Annotated in this window: 26 protein-coding genes; 18 read left to right on the top strand and 8 right to left on the bottom strand. The window is 34.4% G+C overall.

What is annotated here, in order from left to right:
• Positions 1–3: 3 nt before the first annotated feature.
• Complete coding sequence (locus tag C6990_RS01015; RefSeq protein WP_182127886.1) at positions 4–1,557, top strand: ABC1 kinase family protein; 1,554 nt, start codon at positions 4–6, stop codon at positions 1,555–1,557.
• On the opposite strand, the gene hsp14 is transcribed toward C6990_RS01015, so the two are convergent.
• Positions 1,558–1,950, bottom strand: a complete 393-nt coding sequence (gene hsp14, locus C6990_RS01010) for an archaeal heat shock protein Hsp14 (RefSeq protein ID WP_182127885.1) — start codon at positions 1,948–1,950, stop codon at positions 1,558–1,560.
• A gap of 77 nt (positions 1,951–2,027) precedes the next feature.
• Here hsp14 and tmk point away from each other — a divergent pair, with 77 nt between their 5' ends.
• The 3 genes from tmk to pyrH are packed head-to-tail and all read left to right on the top strand — an operon-like array spanning position 2,028 to position 4,521.
• The gene (gene tmk / locus C6990_RS01005) at positions 2,028–2,609 is read left to right on the top strand and encodes a dTMP kinase (RefSeq protein WP_182127884.1); all 582 of its coding nucleotides are present in this window, start codon (positions 2,028–2,030) and stop codon (positions 2,607–2,609) included.
• A complete protein-coding gene (locus C6990_RS01000) occupies positions 2,606–3,841 on the top strand; it encodes an HD domain-containing protein (protein ID WP_182127883.1) in 1,236 nt (411 codons plus the stop codon). Before tmk ends, C6990_RS01000 begins: the two co-directional genes overlap by 4 nt.
• Positions 3,838–4,521 (top strand): UMP kinase, encoded by a 684-nt coding sequence (gene pyrH / locus C6990_RS00995; protein ID WP_182127882.1) that lies wholly within the window; start codon positions 3,838–3,840, stop codon positions 4,519–4,521. The genes C6990_RS01000 and pyrH overlap by 4 nt, the downstream gene beginning before the upstream one ends.
• On the opposite strand, the gene C6990_RS00990 is transcribed toward pyrH, so the two are convergent.
• Positions 4,522–4,878 carry a hypothetical protein gene (locus C6990_RS00990; protein WP_182127881.1) on the bottom strand — a complete coding sequence of 119 codons (357 nt, stop codon included), beginning with the start codon at positions 4,876–4,878 and terminating at the stop codon, positions 4,522–4,524.
• 71 nt (positions 4,879–4,949) lie between these two features.
• Between C6990_RS00990 and C6990_RS00985 the strand changes: the two genes are divergently transcribed.
• Positions 4,950–5,504 (top strand): hypothetical protein, encoded by a 555-nt coding sequence (locus C6990_RS00985; protein WP_182127880.1) that lies wholly within the window; start codon positions 4,950–4,952, stop codon positions 5,502–5,504.
• A 252-nt stretch (positions 5,505–5,756) separates the two neighbouring features.
• Here the strand turns inward: C6990_RS00985 and C6990_RS00980 are convergent, their stop codons facing one another.
• From C6990_RS00980 to C6990_RS00965, 4 genes are all read right to left on the bottom strand, one after another.
• Positions 5,757–6,404: a hypothetical protein gene (locus C6990_RS00980; protein ID WP_182127879.1), complete on the bottom strand. Its 648-nt coding sequence runs from the start codon at positions 6,402–6,404 to the stop codon at positions 5,757–5,759.
• 33 nt (positions 6,405–6,437) lie between these two features.
• Complete coding sequence (locus tag C6990_RS00975; protein ID WP_182127878.1) at positions 6,438–6,674, bottom strand: hypothetical protein; 237 nt, start codon at positions 6,672–6,674, stop codon at positions 6,438–6,440.
• A 10-nt stretch (positions 6,675–6,684) separates the two neighbouring features.
• A complete protein-coding gene (locus tag C6990_RS00970; RefSeq protein ID WP_182127877.1) occupies positions 6,685–7,722 on the bottom strand; it encodes a V0D/AC39 family V-type ATPase subunit in 1,038 nt (345 codons plus the stop codon).
• A 62-nt stretch (positions 7,723–7,784) separates the two neighbouring features.
• Positions 7,785–8,453, bottom strand: coding sequence for a hypothetical protein (locus C6990_RS00965; RefSeq protein WP_182127876.1), 669 nt, complete (start codon positions 8,451–8,453; stop codon positions 7,785–7,787).
• Between the two features lie 127 nt (positions 8,454–8,580).
• On the opposite strand from C6990_RS00965, the gene C6990_RS00960 reads away from it, so the two are divergent.
• The 3 genes from C6990_RS00960 to C6990_RS00950 all read left to right on the top strand — a co-directional run bounded on the left by C6990_RS00960 (position 8,581) and on the right by C6990_RS00950 (position 11,800).
• On the top strand, positions 8,581–10,140 hold the full coding sequence (locus C6990_RS00960; RefSeq protein ID WP_182127875.1) for an ammonium transporter: 1,560 nt from the start codon (positions 8,581–8,583) through the stop codon (positions 10,138–10,140).
• Positions 10,141–10,213: 73 nt separating this feature from the next.
• Positions 10,214–10,990 carry a sulfurtransferase gene (locus tag C6990_RS00955; RefSeq protein ID WP_182127874.1) on the top strand — a complete coding sequence of 259 codons (777 nt, stop codon included), beginning with the start codon at positions 10,214–10,216 and terminating at the stop codon, positions 10,988–10,990.
• Between the two features lie 3 nt (positions 10,991–10,993).
• Positions 10,994–11,800, top strand: a complete 807-nt coding sequence (locus C6990_RS00950) for a hypothetical protein (protein ID WP_255465073.1) — start codon at positions 10,994–10,996, stop codon at positions 11,798–11,800.
• A gap of 13 nt (positions 11,801–11,813) precedes the next feature.
• On the opposite strand, the gene C6990_RS00945 is transcribed toward C6990_RS00950, so the two are convergent.
• A complete protein-coding gene (locus tag C6990_RS00945) occupies positions 11,814–13,913 on the bottom strand; it encodes a V-type ATP synthase subunit I (protein ID WP_182127873.1) in 2,100 nt (699 codons plus the stop codon).
• 72 nt (positions 13,914–13,985) lie between these two features.
• Here C6990_RS00945 and C6990_RS00940 point away from each other — a divergent pair, with 72 nt between their 5' ends.
• From C6990_RS00940 to C6990_RS00920, 6 genes are all read left to right on the top strand, one after another.
• The gene (locus C6990_RS00940; RefSeq protein WP_182127872.1) at positions 13,986–14,603 is read left to right on the top strand and encodes a V-type ATP synthase subunit E; all 618 of its coding nucleotides are present in this window, start codon (positions 13,986–13,988) and stop codon (positions 14,601–14,603) included.
• On the top strand, positions 14,604–16,382 hold the full coding sequence (locus tag C6990_RS00935) for a V-type ATP synthase subunit A (RefSeq protein ID WP_182127871.1): 1,779 nt from the start codon (positions 14,604–14,606) through the stop codon (positions 16,380–16,382).
• On the top strand, positions 16,379–17,764 hold the full coding sequence (locus tag C6990_RS00930; protein WP_182127870.1) for a V-type ATP synthase subunit B: 1,386 nt from the start codon (positions 16,379–16,381) through the stop codon (positions 17,762–17,764). The genes C6990_RS00935 and C6990_RS00930 overlap by 4 nt, the downstream gene beginning before the upstream one ends.
• Before the next feature lie 4 nt (positions 17,765–17,768).
• Positions 17,769–18,401, top strand: a complete 633-nt coding sequence (locus tag C6990_RS00925) for a V-type ATP synthase subunit D (RefSeq protein WP_182127869.1) — start codon at positions 17,769–17,771, stop codon at positions 18,399–18,401.
• Positions 18,401–18,532, top strand: coding sequence for a hypothetical protein (locus C6990_RS10925; protein ID WP_255465071.1), 132 nt, complete (start codon positions 18,401–18,403; stop codon positions 18,530–18,532). Before C6990_RS00925 ends, C6990_RS10925 begins: the two co-directional genes overlap by 1 nt.
• Before the next feature lie 67 nt (positions 18,533–18,599).
• Positions 18,600–18,890, top strand: a complete 291-nt coding sequence (locus C6990_RS00920) for an ATP synthase subunit C (RefSeq protein WP_179373023.1) — start codon at positions 18,600–18,602, stop codon at positions 18,888–18,890.
• A gap of 37 nt (positions 18,891–18,927) precedes the next feature.
• Here C6990_RS00920 and pyrI read toward each other — a convergent pair whose 3' ends face one another.
• On the bottom strand, positions 18,928–19,389 hold the full coding sequence (gene pyrI / locus C6990_RS00915) for an aspartate carbamoyltransferase regulatory subunit (protein WP_182127868.1): 462 nt from the start codon (positions 19,387–19,389) through the stop codon (positions 18,928–18,930).
• Positions 19,390–19,430: 41 nt separating this feature from the next.
• Here pyrI and pyrB point away from each other — a divergent pair, with 41 nt between their 5' ends.
• From pyrB to C6990_RS00895, 4 genes are all read left to right on the top strand, one after another.
• Positions 19,431–20,360 (top strand): aspartate carbamoyltransferase, encoded by a 930-nt coding sequence (gene pyrB / locus C6990_RS00910; protein WP_182127867.1) that lies wholly within the window; start codon positions 19,431–19,433, stop codon positions 20,358–20,360.
• Between the two features lie 51 nt (positions 20,361–20,411).
• On the top strand, positions 20,412–21,122 hold the full coding sequence (locus tag C6990_RS00905) for an LON peptidase substrate-binding domain-containing protein (RefSeq protein WP_182127866.1): 711 nt from the start codon (positions 20,412–20,414) through the stop codon (positions 21,120–21,122).
• 7 nt (positions 21,123–21,129) lie between these two features.
• Positions 21,130–22,506: a PEFG-CTERM sorting domain-containing protein gene (locus C6990_RS00900; protein WP_255465069.1), complete on the top strand. Its 1,377-nt coding sequence runs from the start codon at positions 21,130–21,132 to the stop codon at positions 22,504–22,506.
• Between the two features lie 90 nt (positions 22,507–22,596).
• Positions 22,597–23,904 carry a Cdc6/Cdc18 family protein gene (locus C6990_RS00895; RefSeq protein WP_182127865.1) on the top strand — a complete coding sequence of 436 codons (1,308 nt, stop codon included), beginning with the start codon at positions 22,597–22,599 and terminating at the stop codon, positions 23,902–23,904.
• Positions 23,905–23,954 lie beyond the last annotated feature (50 nt).

Here is a 23,954-nt window from a genome sequence, read left to right as displayed (position 1 = left end):
ATAATGACAACTGCAAGAACAATCCATGTTTTAATCAAACTCTTACCGTCAATACTTGCATTACGTAAAGATCGACAAAAATGGATTCATCATGAAGGAAATGAAATAGATTTAGAACAATTTAGAAAGAATGCACGTAAAGTACTTACCACATTTATCTCACTAGGACCTGTCTACATAAAATTAGGACAATGGCTTTCTTCTAGAGCAGATATTTTACCTCAACCATATTTAGAAGAACTATCAAAACTTCAGGACAGTGTTCCTGCAGCACCATTTGATCAGGCAAAATCAATTATTGAAAAAGATCTTGGTCCAATTGATAAGAAATTTGATCAAATAGATCCTAAATCAATTTCTGGTGCATCATTAGGTCAAGTATATCGAGGCTCCATTTCTGGTAAACAAATTGTTATCAAAGTCAAAAGACCTGGAATTGAAAAAATTGTCACAGAAGATATCAAAGTTTTAAAAAAAATCCTTCCATTAGCAATGAGGTTTGTTGATCCCAATTTGCGTTATTCTGCAAAAGCCATGCTTTCTCAGTTTATTGAAACAATCCATGAAGAAATGGATTATACCAATGAATCAGAAAATCTCAAAAAAATTAAAAATGATTTATCAAATAACAGCAAAGTTGTTGTTCCTTCAGTATATGATGACTATTCATCAAAAAACATCCTCACGATGGAATACCTTCCAGGAATTAAAATAACTAATGTTGAAGCCCTAAATGAGAAGGGAATTGATAGGCAAAAACTCGTAATTGATGTCCATAAGGTATTCTTTACGATGCTTCTAAAACACTCCATATTTCATGCTGATCCGCACCCAGGAAACATTTCAGTCACTGATGATGGTAAATTGATTCTGTATGATTATGGAATGGTGGGTAGATTAGATAATGAGACTAGGTTACGATTGATTCGACTGTATCTTGCATTAGTTGAGAAAGATCCTCCGAGAACTGTAAATGCAATGAATGATCTTGGAATGCTCACTCCTGATTTTAATCGGTCAGTAATTGAAAAAGGGATTGAACTGACTGTTCGTGCAATGCATGGAAAAAAACCTGATGAAATGGAAGTGGAAAGTTTGATGGAGCTTGCAAACAAAACTATGAGTAAATTCCCCTTCATTCTTCCAAAAAATTTGGCTTTGTATATGAGGATGGCATCAATTATTGAAGGAATTTACAAAACACACCAAGTTAATTTCAAATTTGTAAAAATTGTAAGGGAAATTTTAGAAGAAGAAAGTCTCATCAAAGATGCATACATTGAAGAAATCAAACGTTCGTTTGATAGATTCGCAAAATCAATTGATGCTACAATTTCTATAGCACCTGAGCTCAAAAAATTCCTTGATGAAAATAGATCATTGAATCTCTTAAATGCAAAACCTAAATCTAATGTTTTACTTTCTGGAAGTATTCTTTCGGCAGCAATTTTTATCGGCTCATCTGTTTTATATGCTACAAATGAATCCATTGGAATTACTGGAATGATTGGTTCATTAATTATAATGAGTGTATTTGCAATTTTTAGAAAACGATAACTATTCTATTTTGATATCTTTTCCATGTTTTTTAACAGGAACAATAATTGTCAAAACCCCTTGTTCATATTTTGCAGAATTGACAGACTCCTCTCCTTCTTTTAACTCAATTGGCAATCTAATTTTTTTATCAATTATGTTTGGTCTTTGATTACAGATAACACTGTGCTTATCTTTTTCAGGAATTTCTTTGCATGCCTGAATTGAGAGAATATTTGCATTGATAGATAATTTGATATCTTTTTTTTCAAATCCTGGAATATCTATCACTACTGTTAATTTATCATCATCAAGATGCATATCTACAGGAGGCAAAACAAATTCATAAAATTCTCTTGACTTGTTTCCAATTTCCTTCATCATTTCATTTGCCATTGATTTTACTAATCCCATTTTGAGGTATATGCTCAATTTTTGGTTATAAACCTTGATAGATTTTTAATCAATTAATTTCTCTGTTTTGATAACTTATGATTATTGTAATAGAAGGTGGAGACCAGGCAGGAAAGTTAACTCAATCAACTCTACTAGAAAAAGCGCTAAAAAAAAGAAAGATCAAAACTAAACTATTTCATTTTCCTGACTATAAAACACCCATAGGACAAGAAATAAGAAAATATTTGGATGGAAAAAGAAAATTTCCTCCACAAGTAATTCACTGTTTGTTAGCTGCAAATAGATGGGAAAAACTCCATGAAATCATAGTAGCACAAGAAAAAAATTCTATTTTAATTATGAATCGCTATTATCACTCTAATCTAATTTATGGAATTGCTAATGGCTTGAAACCTAAATGGCTTGAGAATCTTGATACAGGTTTACCAAAAGCTGATCTTGTAATTTTGCTTGATGTAACACAAAAGGAATCATTCCATAGGCAAAAAACTCACCGTGATAAATTTGAAAAAAATGAAGAATTCTTGCAAAAAATTTCTAAAATCTATAGAACTACAGCAAAAAAGAAAAAGTGGAAAATAATTGATGCCTCAAAATCTAAACAAGAAGTACATGAAGAAATAATGAAAACATTTTCAAAGAAAATTGGATTATGAAAAAAAATTATTCAGACATTATTGATCCTATTCATGATTTTATTCGTGTATATGATCATGAATTATCAATTATTGACAATCCAATTTTTCAAAGATTAAGACGAATAAGACAACTTTCAGGAGCCCATTTAACATATCCTGCAGCTCAGCACACAAGATTTGAGCACTCCTTGGGTGTAATGCACATTGCAAGTCAAGCAGGTAACGCATTAAATGAAAAAGGAATTTTAAAATCAAATGACATTGAAATTCTTAGATTATCTGGACTCTTACATGATATTGGACATGGCCCGTTTTCCCATCTTTTTGAGGAGATTATTCAGGAAAGAAAAATTTCTCATGAAGATTTTGGTAAAGAAATTATTTTAAAATCTGAAATTGGTGATATATTATCCAAAAATGGTTTTGACAAAAGACTTGTTACTAAAATTGCATTTGGAGATTCTAAATTTCAATATCTAAATGAAATTGTTTCAGGTGCACTTAGTGCAGACATGATGGACTATTTACTTAGAGATGGTTATTTTACGGGAGCTGAGCATGCAAAAATTGATCATAAAAGGATTACACAATCCCTTGATGTACATAAGAAAAAATTAGCTTTAGAACGCTCAGCACTGTATTCCTTTGAATCTATGATGCACTCAAGATATCAAATGTTCAAGGCTGTATATTTTCATAAAACTGTAAGAGCAGCAGAAGTAATGTTACTGGAGGCATTAAGATTATCTGATGATGAATTTGGTTTTACTACTTTTAATCTCCATGAATTTGTAAACCTTACAGATGAATACGTTTTATCCAGTCTTATTTCATCAAAATCTACAAAATTAAAACGTGCTAGACAATTTGCTCAAGACTATCAAAATCGAAAATTACTAAAATGTGTATTTGAGAGAATATTGACAAGTCAAACAAATCTTAAAAAAACCAGAACTGATGAACTCAGATCTGAAATTTCTAAAAAATCCAAAGTACAAGAAAATGAAATCTTTGTGGATAGCTCAGTAACCCCATCAATTCCACTAGCACCATCAAAAAATGAGTCAAAATCCATAATTCTCATTTCAAATGAGGATGGTAGATCATCTGCCAACGAGATGCCAATATCAGAAATTCCAGTTGTTTCTGCAATTTCAGGCTTTATGAATATCCTTAGAATTTATACTCATGATAAGAACAGAAAGAAAGTTGAAATTGCCGCAAAATCAATTATTGGAGATCTAAAATGAAAAAAAGAATTGTAATTAAATTATCAGGCAAGATTTTTGGTATAGATAATGCCAAAGTCTTAAAAGATTATGCAGAATTCTTAGTAAAAATTAGCAAGACTTGTCAGCCTATAGTTATTGCTGGAGGAGGAAATATTGCCCGACATTATATTTCTCATGCAAGATCTTCTGGTGCAGATGAATCAACTCTTGATGAATTAGGAATTGAAATTTCAAGGCTTAATGCAAAATTACTGATTTATGCCCTAAAAAATAAAGCATATTCTCATCCACCAACTACATTACAAGAAGTCAGACATGCTGTAGATGATGGATTAATTGTTGTTGCTGGTGGTTTACATCCTGGTCAAAGCACTAATGGTACTGCAGCTTTGATTGCTGAAAAAGTTCAGGCGGATCAATTTCTCAATGCAACTGATGTTGATGGGGTATATGATAAGGATCCAAATAAATTCAAAAATGCAAAAAAATTCCGACGCATTGATCTCAAAAATCTGAAAAACATGCTTGTTCATGAAGATTCAGTTGCTGGAGGATATGATTTGATGGATATTGTAGCCTTGAAAATTATAGAGCGATCCAAAATTAAAACCAGAATACTCAAAGCAACTCCAAAAAATATTGAAAATGCCATTAAAGGTGGAAATATAGGTACAGAAATTATTCTTGGTTCTAAATAATTACTCAGTTTTCTGGTTTTGAATTGTTGGTCTTGATTCAGACCAAATCTGAATCTCTTTTTCTGGATATTCCTCAATTCCCGTATCTCGAAGTTTTTTGTAAATTGATAAGGCTTCTTCTTTTTCTACGGCCTTTGATTGTGCCTTTGTAAATCCATCTTTGTCTACTATTACTGCTACATGTCCATCTGGGGAATTAATTACTGCTGTAAACTCTTCCTCTCCAACAGGATGAAATTTTCCATCAATTTTTTTGGTAGTTAGTGTTAACATTGCAAATCCAGCTACATCAAACATCTTCATTTGTGATTTACTAGCTCTTAGTTTTCCTTGCTGAACTGCTTGAAAGTATTGCATTATTTTTTTCTGGCTCCAATGGTATAATAACTATCTCAACATTTAAGATATCAAGAGGAAATAGAAAAATAATGAATCCTAAAATCTTTGTTGGTGTTGCAGTTGCAGCACTTGCAGTAATATTGGGTAGTATTCTTTTAGTCGGTCCTACAATGCAGGTTTCATCTTCAGAAAATATTCCTACTAATTCTCAAATTGAATTGGTTAAACCTCTTGAAGTAGAATTGGAAGACATTTCAGTTTCAAAAATTTCAGAACGTACCGCAACAATTGAGATTGCATTTAAAATTTCAAATCCTAATCCCCGCTCTGTAATAGTTCAAACCATGGATTACCAATTATTTGAAACGGGATATTCTGAAAATGAACAAATTTCAGGCGGTGAAATTGGTAGCAGGCCTGAAGGAATGGTAGAATTTGGCTCAAATTACTATACTCTTCTAGGAGAGAATTCTATTGTACTTAGAGATAAAATAACCTTGAAAAATACTGGTAATACTCCAGAACTATGGAGTGACTTTGAGGATGGCACAAATACATGGAAAGTTTCCGGTACAGTCTATTACAATCTTAGTTCAATGACTAGTGGACAAGAAAATCAACTTGATTTTGAGTTTACAAAATAAACTGTTATAGTATCATAATATTCCAAAATTATGATATTTTGTTTTTAGAGAAAAAATATTGGCAAAGTTATAAAAGCTCGTAGAGTGGTTTTTTATCAAATGGCAGAAGCAGGTATGGCCGCATTTGGCGCAGCAGCAGGAGTCGCAATTGCACTAGCAGTAGTGTGTTTCGCTCTTCGTGGTAAAGGACATCCAGAACCACTCGATTAACCAAAAGGAATTTTTCCTTTACAATATTTTTAATTTATCTAACTAATCTTTGTCGCCCATTCCTAACATCTCAGCTAGGGACACCTGTTTGGAATTCTTCTTTTTCATGTAACATCTTTCATAATATTGGCATTCAGAACATTCAGTAGATGGCTCTAAGATTGGCAATTTTTGCTCTTTTAGAAGATCATTTAGAACTCTAACTCTTCTAATTATTTCTTCAAACATTTTTTTATTTCGTGTAAGTGAGAATGTTGTCTCTTTTCTATCTCCCGAGATATACACCACGACTCCATCTTCCTTGTCATATATCCACATACATGCATTAAGATACAAAACGTCATTTGCTAGAGGATTTTCCAATTCAGTTGCTGCTGGTCTGAATAAAAGTATAGTATCATCTACTATCATATCGACTTGCCCCTTTAGTTTGATGTCCTCTATAGCAAATTCTTTAGGACCACTTCCGTATTCTAATTTTCTTAGTAATCCTGAAAGAAGCTCATTGAATCCCCGTCTTTCAATCTCTTGTGGATCTACCCTATCATAATAGGAACGTCTGAGACATTGAACCACTTCATGCAGATGAATAGTCTGAATATCCTTTGAATCAATTTGAATTTCTAACTCTTTTCCTATTGATTCAACTGCGCTTTTGATAACCTTTCGAAAATCCCTGTCCCCCATCATGACATTTTACCTTCTTTCATGATCCCTTTTAGTCTAGCTCATCAATTTGGTAATAATTTTTGAAATTCTTCCTGAAAATGCTAATATCACAAAATGAACTCCAAAACCAATTACTGCGCCTATGATTAATTCGCCTGTAAGATAGTAAATACCCAAGAAAAGTCCTAATGGTGGTAATGTGAAAATCATTGCCAAAAATGAACTTACCCAAATGAATCTGACTAAAACTTCAGTTGAAACTTCAGTTTTTTTCTTTGGAAACTTAAACATACTATATTTCCTATTCTTCTTCTAGGATTAACTTTGACATAGTAGTTTCAGTTGGTATTTTTTGTTCAACAGCAAAAGCAATTGCTGCTAGATTTCTAACTTCAAACGAAGTCAATTTAGTAATTCCAACAATTGTTGCAAAACTAAACATCTTTGTGAATGATCTAAGTGATGAACTGTATATTGCCATCTCAAATGCTCTCTCAAATTCTGCAATAGCATCTAATTCATTTTCTACTTGTGGTACAAGATCCTTGTATTTTGTACTTGATAATTCATTAAATGCATCTCTTACAGTAGCTGCTGCCATCATTCTTCCAAGTAGTTCTCTTGCAGGAGGACTGGTATTGATTATTAAATCCTGGATTTGCTCTTCTTGCAATCCCCAAAACTTTCCTCTAATAACACTCAAAATATTGTAAAAGTCAATATCCATTGAAACTAGTTTGGTAGCTTCTTTGTCAGAATAATTTTTCATAGCACCTGCAAGATGTTGATATAATATTTTATCAAAATATGTGTCAAAAATTTGCACATTCTTTTTTTCATTGTACAATGCTGCAGCCTTTGCAATCTCTTCTCCAAATTGAACTGAATTCAAACTTGCAACAGCTTCTTCAAGATCTTTTGAAACTAATGCTTTAATCACAATGTCTCTTTGTTTGATTAATTCTTCAGCATGAAGATTAACGTGAGTTTCAAGCTCTTCTTGAGATTTACCTAAGACTTTGCCTTTAAGAATTAATTTTAGATTTGATATGATGAATTTCATATAGTATGCATCTAACACTCCTGAATTTCCTGATGTCTTAGCAATAGAGTAATGAATATCTGCTAATTTACTTCTAAGGGCTGACTCTATACTTTGTGAAGAATATGGTTTTTGCACATCTGCCACAGCATCAGCATATACTGTGTTCTTGATTCTAGTCATTAATTCTTCTAAATCTCTTGATTCGGCAAGTGTTTGAAAATCAGCCTTTGTAAGTAATTTGCCTCTTTTACTGTATGCTTTAACGGAGGCATAGACATTCTTTGAACCGCCCATTTCGATCAATCTCAATAGGCAACTGATTTTAATGTTTGGCGATCTATACCTGAGAACTAATCCTAGGTAATCTTATCTAAAAATATTATGGCATCATCTTTTTCTTGCTTTGATAGTTTAGAAAAAGCCAAAAGAATCTCTTTTTGAATTGCCAATGATTCATCAGAAATATCCCTTAATTTTGAGAGATCAAAAGGGAGTAATTCCTCAATTTTATTATCGCAAAATGCCTTGACATATTTTTGAAAAATAGAGTAAGTAAAATTGGGACTTGTTTGTAAAAGATTCACCAAAATTCTCTCAAATTCTTTTTCAGAAGATTCGGACTGGGAAAAAAACTGTTTTAGCAAATCTTCTCTATTCTTTATTTCACTAATTGATAGTGCTATCAAAATTCCTTTTTTTGTTAAATGATAGTATGGAATTCCTTTTTCTTGAAGCGCCTTTGGGCCTCTTTTTAGAGGGAGTCTGCCGTCTTCTTCTGCAATTTCCATTGGAAGTAAAATTTCATCCAGATCTCGAAATATCCCTGAATAGATATTCTTCCAGGCAATACCATGTTTTTTTGCAATTCTTTGAGAAATTCCTGTACGTGTTCTTTCTGCAGGATTTGCATTACTTCCAAGAATCGTGATGATCGCTCTTTGTCTATTAGCCTCTCCTGTTAAATCGTCACCCTTTGTCTTGAATGTGTCAAAAATTGCTAGTTTCGTGTTCGATTTAACTTTCATTTACTTCCCCTTATCATAATTTTCATATTTTATGTTACTATCAGAATATACTAAAATATAATAATTTACTTTTTTGATACCTTTCCAGTCTCCAATGCTTAAATAATTTTCAATTTCGATAAATTTAATGAATTCTAGGAACTACAAGTATGCTCTATTACTTGTAGCCGCAGTATCAATCACAGCAGCAGGTGCTATGTCACAAGCATATGCACAGCAAGTTGAGGATGGTATGGACGGATATGTAAAGGGAACCAGTGGAATTTACACTGGTAACCCTAACGAATGTTGGTATGAAGAAGATGGCAGCATGCTACCTTGTAAAATAGATACAGGTGATACAGCATGGATGCTAACTGCAACTTCATTAGTACTCTTCATGTCCCCAGGTGTCGGTTTCTTTTATGGCGGATTAGCCAGATCAAAGAACATCGTCAACGTACTTGGTATGACCTTAATCGTAATGGGTCTAATGTCAGTACAATGGGTTCTATGGGGTTACTCACTAGCATTTGGCGGAATTGATTCAGATGCAAACTTGTTTATGGGAAATCTCGATTATGTCGGATTTAACATGGTTTCACCATACGCACCATTAGGTGAAGCAGGCGCATGTGGAGACACATGGTCAGCGGCTTACCAGATGAATGCAATGGTGGAAGGCGATGTTTGTAGTCAAGGTTGGCCTGGTACAGTACCTCACCAACTATTTGCAATGTTCCAAGCAACATTTGCAATTATCACACCAGTTCTAATCATTGGTGGATTAATTGACAGAATCAAATTCAGCGCATTAGTCATATTCGTACTCTTATGGGGAACCTTCGTTTATGATCCAATAGCACATTGGGTCTGGGGAGGCGGATACATAGGAGGAGGTTCAATAGATCTCGATCCAGACTTATCACCTTCATATGCATTAGACTTTGCTGGTGGTACTGTAGTACACATATCTTCAGGATTCGCTGCATTGGCAGGTGCCTTAGTCCTTGGTAGACGACTTGGATATGGCAAAGTTCCAATGGAGCCACACAACATCCCAATGGTAGTCCTCGGCGCAGGAATCCTATGGTTCGGATGGTTTGGCTTCAACGCAGGAAGTGAAGTTATGGTAGACGGCATTACCGTCAGCGCATGGACTGTTACAAATACAGCAACTGGTATGGCTGCAGTCACTTGGGTGCTCATGTCTTGGGCACATACAGGAAAACCAAGTGTCGTAGGAGCTGCATCAGGAGCAGTAGCAGGATTGGTAGCAATCACACCAGCCTCTGGTTGGGTAGGTCCAATGGCTGCGATTATAATCGGTATTGCAGCTGGTACAATTTGTTATGCAGCAATTGCATTCAAGAGTGCACGCAAATGGGACGACGCATTAGATGTATGGGGAGTACACGGAATGGGTGGTCTTACAGGTGCAATTTTGACTGGTACATTGGCTAGTCCACACATTTGGGATACTGGAGACGGTATCGGTGCATGGACCGGAACTGCAGAAGGAATGGAACAGCAAGCAATCAGCATCATCGGTGCTGCAATATCAATAGGCTATGCCTTTGGTGTTACTATTGTAATCCTGAAAGTAATGGATGCCGTATGGCCTGGCGGAATCAGAGTCACTCCAAAAGAAGAGGAGATTGGTCTCGATTTGGCACAGCATGGCGAAAGAGCATACGTAAACGAATAAGAAAAACCCTTTTCTTTTCTTCTTTTTATTATCCAACCCAAATCAATTTAGATTTGATCATTTTACCCAAATCATGTTAATCTCTACAACTGATCTAAATTCAATTCTTGATGATCCTAATGTAATCATAGCTGACACTCGTTCTTTCAAGGAATATTCTGAAGGTCATATACCTGGAGCGGTTCATTTGGATTTATTTGCATTTCATTGGATTGATACAACAAAACAAGGAATAGAAAATTTTAACAATCAAACTCAAAACCTTCTTTCAATTCTTGGAGTAACCCCAGAAAAAAAAGTCATTTTTTATGATTCTGTTTCTGGAATGCTCGCAGCAAGAGGAGTTTGGATGTTGATGTATTTTTCTCATGAACAAGTATTGATGTTGGATGGTGGGATAACAAAATGGACAAAAGAAAATCTGCCACTTGAGACAAAACCCAATGGTTTCAGACCATCAAAGTTTTCAGGAAAAATTAATCCAGATATTATTTCAGGATATGAACACATCAAAAATAATCTTGATAAAATTAAAATCCTTGATGCTCGCTCAATTGCGGAATATGATGGAAGTATGATTAGAGCTGCTCAATCAGGGCATATTCCAAATGCTATCAATCTTGATTGGAATCAAAATATCAATGATGATGGTACTTTCAAAAATAATGAACAATTATCCAAAATGTATGATTTTCCAAAAGATTCAGAAATTATCACTTATTGTCAAGGTGCGTATAGGGCTGCCAATTCCTTTCTTGCTTTGAAAAAACTTGGATTCAAAAATGTTCGAGTTTACCTTGGCTCTTGGGGAGAATGGGGAAACAAACTAGAATTACCTGTGGAAAAATAATCTATGAGTAAAGATATGAAAATTTTTCTCTATATTGTAATTCCAATTTTTGCATTTTCTGTAATATTTGTAAATGCCTTTTTTGGTCATTTGATTTTTGCATCAGAAACTCAGCAGGTAATAAACAAATATTCTGTATATGTTCATTTACTATCAGAATGGCAAAGTGATTCAAAGAATATTATTTTTGAGGTGACAAACTCTTGGCACAAATCCAATAAAGATTCTGAAATAAATCATGTATTTGATGCAGAATCAAAAGAATACAATACAAATCAACTTCAAGAAATTAATGGTAAATCATTTGTTGAATTGAAACACGAATTTAGTGAATGCCAAGAAGATTGGCAACCCATGCTCTATAGAAAAGCAGTAGATGCTGTAAGACATGAAATTGAATATATTCAAGGAAAGCAACTAAGTTCAGATCCAGACATCTCATTATATCCAAACGTTGAAAACACAAATTATGATAATTTAGAACAACAATTAAAAATTAAAAATGGATATGCACAATTTTTCCCTATATGCACATCTAAAGAAATAACATCATATGATTATAGTGTAAAAACTGATAACAAAGATTTAGGGTTTGATGTGTATTTTGTTTCATCATTTGAACAACGTGAAAACTTTGCCAATTCTCAGTTTTACTCTTATACTGAATTAGGCTGCTTTGGACAAAACAAACAAAGCTTTAGTGGCTCTTGTAAAAATATTAAAAAAGATAGTGGATTATTGGTGGTATTGCCTGATGAGCTAAAACCATGGACTACCAAAGTCACAGTAAATCTTTATGAAACCAACTAAAGCATTTTTTAATTTATTTTCTTTTCCAGATGAATTGATTGTAAATTAACTCTGGTCTAATCTGTCTGAATGGTTGGGAACCACCAACATACCATTTTGTAAAGAATTCATACAAGTGCAATCTGAGTGACTGGATATACACAATCAATCCTTCAATCATCATAATTCCTAAGTTACCGCCGATGATCATAGCCATTGCTCCTCCTGATGCAGCACCTCCTAATGATGAAAATGCATTATTTACAGTCAACAGCAAAGCCGCATGTACAAGTAACATAATTCCAAGTCGAGCGTAGCTAATTGTATGAGCTAAACTTTCAACCGTTTTTCCTAAGAGCACTTCCATAATCACACTAGCAGGATCTGCTCCATCTTCTGGATGCTTCTTTGCATGCATCACACCTCCAACCATCATGATTACCATTGATGCAATTACAATGATTACGGAAATTCTTGTAATAATCCAAACTTGTGCCCAATCACCTAAGAACATTGTAACCCATGGAACTGCTTCGGTGTGGACTTTGGAATACATGTTCATGACATCATATTGTGAACCAATTGCACACATCATGATAACTACAATTCCGCCGTAAAGTGTAATGTTTGGAATTGCTTCAGTAAATACTACCATCTTGTGTCCTTCTTTTAGTAATCTGATTACACGTAGAGCCATTGCCCAAACTAAATGTACAATTCCGATGAATAATGAAACTTTGAGGATATTGATTACTTGTTCAAATGTTAATTCAGCAACGCTGAGAATACCAACTATCCAACTAACAGAATGCAATGCACCTCCTTTCTCTAATAATCCTTCAAATGGACCCATATGATCAAGATGATATCCAAACGCTTCTCCTGCACCAACACCCGCTATGGCAGCTGATGCGCCAGAGATTGCAATTAGCATTCCCCATCTTGACAGCTCACCTTGTCCTTTGAACTTGAATAGTAATCCAAGTGCCATTAGTAGCAATCCGTGACCCATATCCGCAAACATCAATCCATAAAATATTGGCCACATCAAAGCAATCATTGGAGTTGGGTCTGGTTCTCCTGACTTTGGAATACCTTGACTTTTTGTAATTACTTCAAAAGTTCTAACGAATTTTTTATTATCAAATAATGTGGGAATCTCTTCTCTTAATTTTGGATCTGTAATGTCTTCTACAACTGACATCCATTGTTTTGTGGACTCTGTGAATTTTCCTTCCATTTTTTGTGGAATAAATCCTTGAATTACTGCAAAGTTTTTTGTCCCGCCTGGCTTTCTCAACGTCTCAAGCACATCTTTTGCAACTAGTGCTTTTTCATGCAGAGAAAGAATATCTCGTCTTACTTTTTTTGTTAATTTTGCTAAATCTTTTTTGATTGATGCTTGTTTTGCTGTTAATTCCTTTATTTTTGATTCTGCAAGTTCGTATGCCTCACTAGGAATTTGTGGAAAACCCTCTGGAATTTTGAAAATATTGGAATTAAAACTTCTTAGAACCTTTAGAACTTTCTCAGAATCAGCAGTATCTGAAATTATCAGAATTGCAGATTTTTCCTTATTTTCTAAATCATACTTGTAAATTGTAATACCCTCAAGTGAGCGACTAATCTCATCAAAATCAGCAGAATTTATGACAAATAAATTAGTGAAAAAATATTTCATTAAACCAAATCCAGAAAGATCCATCTTCATTTTTCTGATTACTTCTAGTGTGTCTTTGAGTGAATTGTATTCTTCAATTGAAACTCTAGTGTTTGCAGCATCTTCTAACAACTTTGCAGGTTCGTCAATAATTGATGGTGCCTCTTTACTTAACTGCTCTACCATCTCTTCAATTTCATTAATTTCATAATCCTTTTTCTTGATTACAGTACCCTTGAACAAAATCTCCATAATTCCTACAGTTAGTGGAATTCCCATTCCTTTTATGACATCATCAATTGATTGGTAAGTTTGTTGAGCCTTTAGTAGAAGATCATCAATTTCTGGAGTTACTAAATCATTAGCAGAATCTATTTTGTGATACCACTCAAACTCTGTTAATCTAGAAATTGCTTTAGGGGACTCACTTCTAGGTAATATGACGGTTCCTAGTTTTAGATCGGCTGTTCCCAAGACAAATTTTGGGTGTTTTCATTGAGTTTAATATCTTTCTGATTGTATCTTTCCCAAACATTAAAATCCATTATGGGTCAACGGCACCCATTGGCATCTAATTCGGCTTTAGAAACTACGATTGACAAAATTCTCAATAACACTGAAAAAGATATCCTTTCAAACATTAAAACAGCACTTGGCGAATCTCAGCAAAAACTAGAGGATTCTATACCAAAATTAGAAAGTGAATACGATAAAATTATTTCAGATGGTAAAAAAGAGGCTGATAAGATCGAAAAACAGATCATTGGAAGTTCTGATATTGAGGCCAGAAATAAACAACTCACAATATTAGAAGAGGCAGTTGAAAAGGTCTTTTCAAAAGCACTTGATGAAATAGCAAATACTGATAGAAGTGGCGATTATTCAAATTTGATTAAAACAATGTTAGAAGAATCAACTCAAATTTTGGGTACTACTGAAATTACAGTTTTTACAAATGCTAAAGATAAGGATGTAGTACAATCTTCACTATCTTCATTCTCAGGAGCTGAGTTATCCCCTAACACAATTGATTGTCTTGGTGGAATTATAGTAAAGTCAAAAGACGGTGCCATGACATTTGATAATACAATTGATGCAAGAATTGAACGCCTGAAGCCTTTAATAAGGAAAGACATTGCATCAAAATTCGGAGTAGGAAATTAGATGGCAGCTCAAGGTAGAATTGTGTGGGTAAGTGGCCCAGCTGTAAGAGCAGATGGTATGTCTGATGCAAAAATGTATGAGACTGTAACTGTTGGTAATTCAAAATTAGTAGGCGAAGTAATTCGTTTAACTGGTGATGTCGCATTTATTCAAGTTTACGAGTCAACAAGTGGATTAAAACCAGGTGAACCTGTTGTTGGTACTGGAAACCCACTTAGTGTATTATTAGGTCCAGGAATTATTGGACAACTTTATGATGGAATTCAAAGACCACTGAGAGAATTATCAAAAGCTTCTGGGTCTTTCATTGGAAGAGGTATCACAACTACTCCAGTAGATATGACAAAAAAATATCACTTTGTTCCAACTGCTTCTAATGGCGATGTAGTTCATCCAGGATTTATCATCGGCACTGTTCAAGAAACTGATCTTATTGAACACTCCATCATGGTCCCACCAGATCATCCAGGTGGTGTAATCTCAAATTTGGTATCTGAAGGTGATTATGATTTAGAAACTGTACTAGCTACTACTGAGAAAGATGGACAATCCATTCAACTCAAAATGTATCACAAATGGCCTGTACGAAAACCACGTCCATACAATAAAAGATATGATCCTACAGTTCCATTACTTACAGGTCAACGTGTTATTGATACATTCTTCCCAATTGCAAAAGGAGGAACTGGTTCAATTCCTGGTGCATTTGGAACAGGAAAGACAGTTACATTGCACCAAATTGCAAAATGGGCAGATTCTCAAGTTGTAGTCTACATTGGTTGCGGTGAAAGAGGAAATGAAATGACTGAAGTTTTAGTTGAATTCCCACATCTTAAAGATCCACGTAGTGGAAAACCACTTATGGATAGAACCGTTCTTGTTGCAAATACTAGTAATATGCCAGTAGCAGCAAGAGAGGCTAGTATCTATACTGGTGTAACAATTGCAGAATATTACAGAGATATGGGAAAAGACGTTGTACTTGTAGCAGATTCAACAAGTAGATGGGCTGAAGCACTCAGAGAAATGAGTGGTAGATTAGAAGAGATGCCAGCAGAAGAAGGTTATCCATCATATCTTGCATCAAGATTAGCAGAATTTTATGAAAGAGCAGGTCGTGTTCAAGCAAGTGGAAGTCCAGAACGTGACGGTTCAGTTACTTTGATTGGTGCTGTATCTCCATCTGGTGGTGACTTTACAGAACCAGTTACAACTCACACAATGAGATTTATCAAAACTTTCTGGGCTTTGGATGCAAAACTTGCATACTCTAGACATTACCCATCAATTAACTGGATGAACAGTTATTCTGGTTATCTTGCTGATATTGCAAAATGGTGGAGTAAAAACATTAGTGAGGATTGGTTTAACATAAGAAGTGAGACATATGGTATCTTACAAAGAGAAGACACACTAAAAGAAATTGTCAGACTCTTAGGACCTGAAGCACTACCTGATGAAGAAAAGTTAATTCTTGAAGTTGCAAGAATGGTAAAGATTGCTCTGTTACAACAAAACTCATTTGATGATGTTGACACCTATTGTAGTCCTGAAAAACAATTCAAATTAATGAAATTATTAGTTGACTTTTACAACAAAGGACAGCAAGCACTCAAAGAAGGAGCAGCGCTATCTGATATACGTGAATTATCTGTAGTTTCAAGTATACTCAAAGCAAGAATGGATATCAAAGATGATGAGATGCCAAAACTTGATCAATTAGATAAAGACATGCAAGAACAATTCAAATCAATTACAGGAGTTAAAGTTTCAAATTGACAACAGAAGGCGGAGTTCAATATAGTAAGATTGCAGAAATTAAAGGTCCTCTGGTTGTAGTTGATGATGTTGAAAATGCAGCATTTGATGAACTAGTTGAAATTGAAACTTCTGATGGCGAAAGAAGATTAGGTAAAGTTCTCGAAGTAGGAAACGGTAAAGCAATTGTCCAAGTCTTTGAAGGAACAACTGGATTATCAATTTCTGGAACTAATGCAAAATTTGTAGGTAAAGTAATGGAAATGCCAGTATCCAAAGAGGTACTAGGTAGAGTATTTGATGGATTAGGCAGACCAAAAGATGGGCTACCAGATCCAATCGCTGATCAATTTATTGACATTAATGGTGAACCAATGAATCCAGAACAACGTGAATATCCAAAAGATTTCATCCAAACTGGTGTATCTGTAATTGATGGATTGATGACTCTGGTTAGAGGACAAAAACTTCCAATCTTTTCAGGCTCTGGTATGTCTCACAACCTTTTGGCAGCACAAATTGCAAGACAAGCAAGTGTTGTAGGTACCAGTGATGACTTTGCAGTAGTCTTTGCAGCAATTGGTGTGCAATACAGTGAAGCAGAATATTTCAGACGAAGTCTTGAAGAATCTGGTGCATTAAAGAGGAGTGTTCTATTTCTAAATACAGCAGATGATCCTGCAATTGAAAGAATCATTACTCCTCGTGTAGCATTAACTGTTGCTGAATATTTGGCATTTGAATTGGGAATGCACGTTTTAGTTGTAATTACTGATATGACAAACTATGCAGAGGCACTAAGAGAGATTAGTGCAGCAAGAGAGGAAGTTCCTGGAAGAAAAGGATATCCTGGTTATCTCTATACTGACCTTTCAACACTTTACGAAAGAGCAGGAAAACTTAATGGCAAAAAAGGAAGTGTAACACAAGTTCCAATTTTATCAATGCCATCTGATGATATCACCCACCCAATACCTGACCTTACCGGTTACATTACCGAAGGACAAATAGTAGTTGGAAGAGATTTGTTTAGACAAGGCGTTTACCCTCCAATCAATATTTTGATGAGTCTTAGTAGACTAATGAAAGACGGAATTGGTGAAGGAAGTACTAGGGATGATCATAGTGAAGTTGCAAACCAAGTTTATGATGCATATTCAAGAGCACAAGAAGTAAGAGCATTAGCAGGTATTGTAGGTAAAGCAGGACTAACTGAAATTGACCTCAAATACATGGATGTTGGTGATACTTTTGAAAAAGAATTCCTTACTCAAGCAACTGATGAGAACAGAACTATCGAAGAAACACTTACTCTAATGTGGAAGATTGTATCAAAATTACCAAAGAATGAGATTACTAAAATTAAAGATAAATTCGTAGATCAATATTACAAGGAAGAGTAACTAAATGTCATTTGGACAAAACGTTGCAGCAACAAAAATTGAGCTTTTCAAATACAAAAAATCAACTCAGATTGCTGTAATGGTTCAGCAAATTTTAGATGATAAGCGTAAAGTTCTCCTAAAAAATATTGAAGAGATGATTCAAGAAGCTTCAAAAGCTAGAGGTGGAATCTGGGAACCCTTGCAAGATATCTACAAATCTGTTAACGAAGCATATCTTGCACTTGGTACCAACACCGTTGATTCTGTTGCAGAATCAACTCCACCGGTAATGGAAGTAGAACTACACGTTAGAAGAGTAGTTGATGTAAAAATTCCTGCACTTACAGTTACTGAAAAAGATACAAAATCAATGCCATATGGATTTGCAGATACTAACTCTTCAATTGATAGAGCTTCAAAACAAATCAAAGAATTAATGCCAAAAATTTGTAAAGCTGCAGAATATGAAAACTCAATTTTTAGCCTTGCAAAAGCATTAGAAAAGACTCAAAAATTGTTAAATGCTCTTGAAAATGTAATTATTCCGCAATACAAAGATAACATTCGATTTATTTTGTCTACTCTAGAGGAAAGAGAAAGAGAAGAATTCGCAAAGTTAAAAAAAGTGAAAGAAAAGATGGAGAGTGGAAAGTAATGGGAAAAGAAGAAATTAAAAAAGTACTTGAAAATTCAAAAAAAGAATTAGATGCAGATTATGATAAATTTGAAACATCTATCAAAGACGAATTGAACTCTTTCAAAAAGAAAGCACTAGATCGAATTTGAGACAATTACCTCATCATGATTTAAATATGGACCTAGAGGAGCCACAACATCAATGAAAACTATCGTCATGTTACTTTTGGCAGCATCAGCAATTTCAATTCTAGGTTCAACTGGGGTTGCATTTGCTCAAGAAGATGGTGCATCTAGTGGCGACTCTATGAAACTCCTCGGTGCTGGTCTAGCATTTGGTATTGCAGCAGGTGGAGCAGGAATAGGTCTTGGCCAAGTAGGTGCAGCAGGTCTTGCAGTCATTAGTGAGAACCCAGCTTTACAATCTAAGGTGTTCATCTTCGTAGGTATGGTCGAATCAATTGCTATCTACGGTATAGTTATGATGTTTATCATCTTAGGACAATAGTCCTACAACATCTTTTTCAAATTTTTGAATTTTTTAATTAATTATATTTTAGCTTATTTACATCTAGAACTCTGGCACAGTATCTGCATTTGAGCACTCTTCCGTCTTTGTCAATTACATCCATTATGGATTCAATGTGTTCTGTACTGTTTGTAATGCAGTCAGGATTTGAGCAACGAAATATTCTGTCAATCTCATTTGGAAGTGATACCCTTCTTTTCTCTACAAGCTTGAAATCCTTTATCATGTTGATTGTTGCTTTTGGTGCAATTACTGCAAGTTTGTTTGTGTCGTCATCTTTGAGAAATTTATTTTCAATTTTTATGATGTCTTTTTTCTTAAATTTCCCACTTGGAACATTTAGTGCTATAGTTATTAATTCACCGTCTCCACCATCAATTCTTAATGCGCTAAGAACCTGAAGGCCCTTACCTCCATCAATATGGTCAATTACAGTGCCTTCTTTGATTCGTCGAACCATAAGTTCGGACTGTTCCATCAGAATACTTTGTATAGTCACCTGTATATATTATTGAAAGAATGAACCAGTTCTACCAAAAAGATATCATCTCAATTAAGGACTTTGAGAAGGAATCACTAGAAACAATATTTTCAGCAACCAACAAAATAATGCAATTAGATCCTGCTGACAGAAGAGAGATATGTAAAGGTAAAACTTTGGGGTATTGTTTTTATGAACCAAGTACTCGTACACGACTCAGTTTTGATGCTGCAATGGCATCTATTGGGGGAAATTCCTTAGGAATTTCAAATGTATCTTCATCCTCAACTCAAAAAGGTGAGAGTCTTGCTGATACTGTAAGAATTATGTCGATTTATTCTGATGTTTTGGTATTGAGACACACTTTGGATGGATCTAGCAGATTTGCAGCTGAAGTTTCTGACAAACCTGTAATTAATGCAGGTAGTGGAACTGAGGAGCATCCAACTCAGGCAATTCAAGATTTATTCACAATCAAAAAAGAAAAGAAAAAGATTGATGGTCTAAAGATTGGAATTGTAGGTGATCTTAAATATGGACGAACAGTTTACTCATTACTTTATGGACTTGGAAATTATGATGTTGATGTCAGATTAATTTCTCCGGAATCATTGAAAATTAGATCTGATTCTGTTTATGAAATTAAAAAGAGATTAGATTTTGCAGAATCAACTGACATTACAGAAACAATAGACGAACTTGATGTTCTCTATGTTACAAGAATTCAAAAGGAGAGATTTCCTGATGAAGAAGAATATCTCAAAGTTAAAGGAAGCTATGTAGTTGGATTAGATTTGATTAAGCAGATGAAAGATGATGCAATTGTAATGCATCCACTTCCAAGAATTGATGAAATTTCACCAGATGTTGATAAAACAAGGCATGCAAAATACTTTGAGCAAGCTGAATATGGAAAATATACTCGTGCAGCCATTTTGGGCTTGACACTTAACGAAAATGAATTTTAATTTATTTTAAAATCCGTATTCCATATATCTAGAGAGATTTCAATAGAACTGTTGACACAAACTAAAGTAATTCCAATTTTTCCATTAGACTTAGTTTTATTTCCACGACAAGAACTTCCACTTCGAATTTTTGAGCCACGATACAAGCAATTAGTTGATGACTGTATGATAGGTGATGGTCAGTTTGGTGTTTGTCTTCTTGATGAAAATAATACTGTAAATGGTTGGAATTCCCCTAAATTAGTTGGAACTATTGCAAAAATTACAAAATGTGAGGATGTTGAGATGGATGGATTACAGCTTCACATTGAAACTATAGGAAGAAATTCATTTAAAATAAAAAAAATCATACCTCCATCTATTTCCCAACCTGAAAACTATGATCCACTTTCAGTAGAAGGACATCAGGAAATTTCTAGCATTCATGAAAAAATTGGAACAGAAGAAAAAATGTACATTCAAGCAGAAGTTGAAATGATTCCAGAAATTGATGAAAATATTTCATTAGAAAAATGGGAGAAATTAGTTGAATTGTGGAAAAAGAAAATTGTAAGGCAAGCATTACCGCAAGTTGTTGAACCTCATGCTTTAGATCATGTATTAGAGCAATACTACCTAACTACTGAAACACCAACTGTTGATTACATCTATTCATTATCTGCACTTGGTGCAAAAGATCCAAATGAACTTCAACCCATTTTGGAGGCCACAACCATGGATGAATTAATTCAAAGCGTAGAAGAATTACTGACAGTAAAATAACCCTTGAATGTCTGAAATTATGTTGTCTCTGAAAAAATATTCTGCATTTGTTATTGTGATGTGTTTACTATTCCCTGCAGGCAGTGTATATGGACATGGATTTGGAATTGACACGATTTCTTCAGTTAATGTTCAAGGAAAAAATTTGTCAATTTCAGTGGAGATGCCAATGTATTTTGAAAATGCTCAAGAGCAAATCACAATTACTGCAACTGAAGATGATACAAAAGAGAATGCAAAAAATGTTACATTTCTCATTGGCTTATTTCATAAAAATGAAATGATTTTTAGAAATTATTTTTTTGCCGATAATGGAGTATTGGAAATTAAAGTAAATCCTACACAAGATGAAAAAATCACAATTCATGGAGAACAAGATTCGCTACTAGGAGCATGGCATGGAACAGAATCAAAACCAATTGAAATTACAGGCCCATTGTTTACGTCGTCTGGTATCTATAATTTTGAGATTGAAATAAGAACTATTGATGAACCCACAAACATCATAGAGAATGCGGGTGTCTATAATGCTGATTTGAGCCTAATTGAGACTGTCTCTTTCATGCAAAAGGATTCAGAAAATAATGATGTAGAATTTAGATCAAAATCCTATTTTGATTCAATTTCAAATTTCAAGTATGATTTTAAGGCTAAAGAAGTTACATTTGAAATGCCATTTGATTGGAGTGAAAAACAATTATCGCACGTTTCAGTAGTTCATGTCGAAACTCATTTTCCAAAAGATTTTGTAGAGTTTCTGTCTCCTAGCTATTCTGCATATGTAAATGACATTGAATTATTCAAATCTTCAGTATCCGTTGACGATTACACTGAAGACCATGAAAGAATAGTTCACCTTGTAATGTTGGAGGATCATTTACGATTTTTGAAAAATGAAATGAAAAAAAATGATGAACCATTACCAGACAATATGAGTTTTAGAATATCTGCTAGTACAGACACAGCATTTCCATTAGAGGCTTTTACAAAAAGTGAGGACTTTAAAGTAAATCTTTCGTGGGATCCATTAGAAGTTGAACCAGGGATTGATACTAATTTTATTTTTACAATTAGGGATGGAAGGACAAATGATCCATTAAGAAATTCTGATTATACATTTGTATTAATTCAAAATGGAAAAGAAATTCATCGTGTATCTGGTACAGCCCAAGTTGGAGGTGAGTTTGAAAAATTTACATTTGCTGAAGATCAAACTGGTCCAACAATAATTAAATTTGAAAACATTAGAAATTCAGGACAAGAAACAGAGTTTGCTCTAGTTGTTGTACCTGAGTTTGGAACTATAGCAATGATGATTCTTGCAATTGCCCTTATTGGGACTATTGCATTAAGAGGAAAATATCCTACTTTATCCCTGTCTTGAGTGAATTTCTTAGTAAATCTATAAATTTCTAGGCTCAAAAATCACTTTTATAATTATATATGAGTTTCTAGTGGAACTAATGGTCATACCTTGGATAAGAAGGAACTGCGTAAAATTGTCGGTGATGTAAGAAAACAAAATTCCATATTTTCTAACAAATCATTTCTTGATAGTCTGATGGTTCCAAATTCAATAGTTGGACGAGAATCAGAATCAAAAAAATTAGTAGACTATTTGCTTTCATATGAAAAGGGCCTGGTTGTTCCGCTAGTTTCAATTTATGGTAGAAGCGGATCTGGAAAATCAACCATTGTCAAATTCGTTTGTGAAAATTTAGATTTAGATTTTTGTTATGTAAATTTCAGAAAAGCAAAGACCGTATTTGGATGTATCAACCTAATCTTATCTGAGATGGGACATCCCAACCTAAAAAATGCCCAAGGAATAAACTCTGCATTTTTAATTTTGGAGGGATTGATTAAAGAGACACTTGAGAAATCTGGAAACTCTCTATTTGTTTTATGTCTTGATGAATTTGATACACTATTTTATGACAAACGAGGCAAGCCTTCAGACTTTGTTTACAAACTTGTCGTCCTTGTAGAAAAACTCCGTACATTAAAAAAACACATGTGTATTGTAACAATATCAAACAAAGTGTTATCTGAATTTAATTTAGATGACAGAGTCATATCTAGAATTGGCGCTTCGGAGATTTACTTTGATTCTTATTCTCAAAGTGATGTGCTAAAGATAATTCGTAATAGGGCAAAAAAATCATTTTTAAAAAAAATAGATGATGACGTTTTGCAGCATTGCGCCAATATTAGCTCAGAAGAACACGGTGATGCAAGACGTGCAATTGATCTTCTTAGGACCAGTGGCGAGATAGCTGGAATTGAAAACAAGAAAATCTCAAAGAGGCATATAGATGAAGCAGTTTCCCAGCTACAAAAAAATCAGATAACTACTATAATTTCTGGTGGCTCGTATCATTTCAGGCTTGCGTGTGCTGCACTATCTAGGCTCACATATGTCAATGATGAAGGATGGCATAGCACATCTGATCTATTCAAGCAGTATCAACAAATTATCTCCTCTGATACTAGGCAGATATCTTACAGACGATTCTCAGAGATGTTAGTTGAATTGGTAAACTCTGGCATTGCAGTATCAAAAACAGAATCCAGGGGACGACATGGGTATGGTAGCCAATTCAAGCTTTCAGTTGATCCTGATTTGATTGGTAACTCTTGTTTTCCTGACTGGTGGCCTAGTGTTGTAGAATCAAAAAAGAGAAAAGATGATGCAATTAGAAGTATGAAAGCACTCAAGTCGCTTTCTTTTGGAAGACGTCGTTCACGATTTGGTAACCTATATGGTGATCTTGGATTGTGAAAAGTGCAACATGGTTGCTGGTTAACTAAACTCCTAAAACAAAGATTGAT

Source organism: Nitrosopumilus sp. b3, assembly GCF_014078525.1.
Taxonomy (GTDB): Archaea; Thermoproteota; Nitrososphaeria; order Nitrososphaerales; family Nitrosopumilaceae; genus Nitrosopumilus.
The sequence above is the reverse complement of the archived record's forward strand: the minus strand, read 5'-3'. Positions and strand labels throughout refer to the sequence as shown.